The organism is Vibrio sp. M260118 (assembly GCF_036533755.1).
In the GTDB taxonomy this organism is placed as follows: domain Bacteria; phylum Pseudomonadota; class Gammaproteobacteria; order Enterobacterales; family Vibrionaceae; genus Vibrio.
This window is the reverse complement of sequence record NZ_JATABG010000535.1, coordinates 1-1,738: the sequence shown is the minus strand read 5'-3', so window position 1 is coordinate 1,738 and position 1,738 is coordinate 1. Positions and strand designations below refer to the sequence as shown.

Below are 1,738 nucleotides of genomic sequence, written 5' to 3'. Positions count from 1 at the left end.
CCAAGAAGCAATGGCAAAAACAATAGCGCCTACTATCGCCACTGGTTTGCGGCCAAAGCGATCAGCAATCCGACCAACAAACAACATGGTCACAGCCATACCCGATAAGTAGATAGAAAACGCCATATGGAGCTGTGATTCTGTCGCTGCAAGGTCGGCCGCTATCTGAGGTAAACCGACTAAGTAAAGATCGATGGCTGTTGGATAGAGCAGCACAAAAGAAAATGCACATAGAAGATATCGGGACATAGCCACCTCACAAAAGAAATCGTTTGCGAAGATAGTATTCGAGAAGAGATCATTTAGCTTGTTGCCATTTTGACAACAAGCATTTCCATTTACGACACACTAAAGCAACAGGTTGTTAGCAACAGTTCATTAACACTATCAGCATCACTGAAATTCTGAGTAAATACTCATAATATGAGTAGTCTGGCTCAACTACTATCGACAACCACAATGCAAAACTTACTTTCAAAGGAGTGGAAGTCTATCGAATGGGTCTTAACTGACGTCGATGACACTCTTACTTGGCAAGGAAAACTTCCAACAGAAGCACTAGTCGCGCTCAGCCAACTACAGCAACATGGAATTAAAGTTGTTGCCGTTACTGGAGCGTGCGCGGGTTGGTGCGACCATATTGCTCAACTGTGGCCGGTTGATGCTGTTCTAGGAGAAAATGGCGCGTTTACCATAGAAAAAGGTTGCAAAGGAGTAACCCTCTCGAGTTCAGTTCCAATTGATGAAATGCGGTCTCTACAAGCCAAACTCAAACATCAGGTGGAGGCGATACTCACCGAGTACCCAGATGTGAACCTTACTCTCGATCAAGCTTATCGCCTATGTGAAGTCGCCATTGACATTGGTCAGAACCGCGAACCTTTAGCAAGTGATGTGGTTGATCAAATAGTAAGAGAAATACACGCTTTAGGTGCACATGCGACAGCAAGCTCAATCCATATTAATGCGTGGTATGGCGCTCACTCAAAACGAACTAGCACTTACTCGTTTCTCAAAAGTAAAGGGCTATTAGAGCAAGATATCTTGAATAAATGCTGTTATGTCGGTGATTCACTCAATGATCAGCAAATGTTTGAAACACTGCCATTTACCGTTGGCGTCGACAATATACGTCAATACTGGGATAAACTGACCCACAAGCCATCGAAAGTCATGTCACTACCCGGAGGGTTTGGTTTTGCTGAGTTTACCCGACAGTTACTGATACAAAAGGCGACATAGCAAGTTGGTCAGCTATGTCTCTTTTGCTTGATACCCCTTCACCCTTCGTCATCAGATATCGCCAATCGCTTATCTTTTAGATGAGTGTAGAGATGGGCCTGATTACGCTCAATCAGAACCATAGCCATAAGAGGGTTGAGTGCCCGTACTTCGCCTTTACGGTAGGGTACGGGAACATCCCACGAATTGTTCTGATACACACCCTCTTCATCAAACTGGACTAGAAACTCCATGCATACCTCCAGAGCAACATCATGTACCTCTTAAGTTTAGCCTAATTGACAAACCCATTAATAAAAACACGCATGCTGAAATACGGCTTGATCAAAAAAGGCAGATTTCTCTGCCTTTCAGATTGATGACGAACCCCACTTTTTAAGTGGGGTTCTTTGTATGGAGCGGCCGTAGGCCGCGATCGCGATATTTTTGGTTATACGACGAACTGAAGTAACCAACCCTTAGAGTGGCATACAGAAGTCAGTATTGGCCTTATTTC

At 44.2% G+C, this 1,738-nt stretch carries 3 protein-coding genes; 1 reads left to right on the top strand and 2 read right to left on the bottom strand.

Going from position 1 to position 1,738, the window contains the following annotated elements; translation table 11 throughout:
• Positions 1-249, bottom strand: a 249-nt coding sequence (locus tag QTO00_RS19270; protein WP_331426187.1) for an MFS transporter, incomplete at its 3' end; no start/stop codon positions are given.
• 210 nt (positions 250-459) lie between these two features.
• On the opposite strand from QTO00_RS19270, the gene QTO00_RS19265 reads away from it, so the two are divergent.
• Complete coding sequence (locus QTO00_RS19265; protein WP_331426186.1) at positions 460-1,242, top strand: HAD-IIB family hydrolase; 783 nt, start codon at positions 460-462, stop codon at positions 1,240-1,242.
• A 38-nt stretch (positions 1,243-1,280) separates the two neighbouring features.
• Here QTO00_RS19265 and QTO00_RS19260 read toward each other — a convergent pair whose 3' ends face one another.
• Entirely contained in the window at positions 1,281-1,475 is a 195-nt protein-coding gene (locus QTO00_RS19260; protein ID WP_038202019.1) for a hypothetical protein, read from the bottom strand.
• Positions 1,476-1,738: the final 263 nt, after the last annotated feature.

Bases quoted from the DNA above. Each gene is read 5' to 3' on its own strand.
- QTO00_RS19265 (WP_331426186.1), top strand. From the start codon at position 460: ATGCAAAACTTACTTTCAAAGGAGTGGAAGTCTATCGAATGGGTCTTA.
- QTO00_RS19260 (WP_038202019.1), bottom strand. From the start codon at position 1,475: ATGGAGTTTCTAGTCCAGTTTGATGAAGAGGGTGTGTATCAGAACAAT.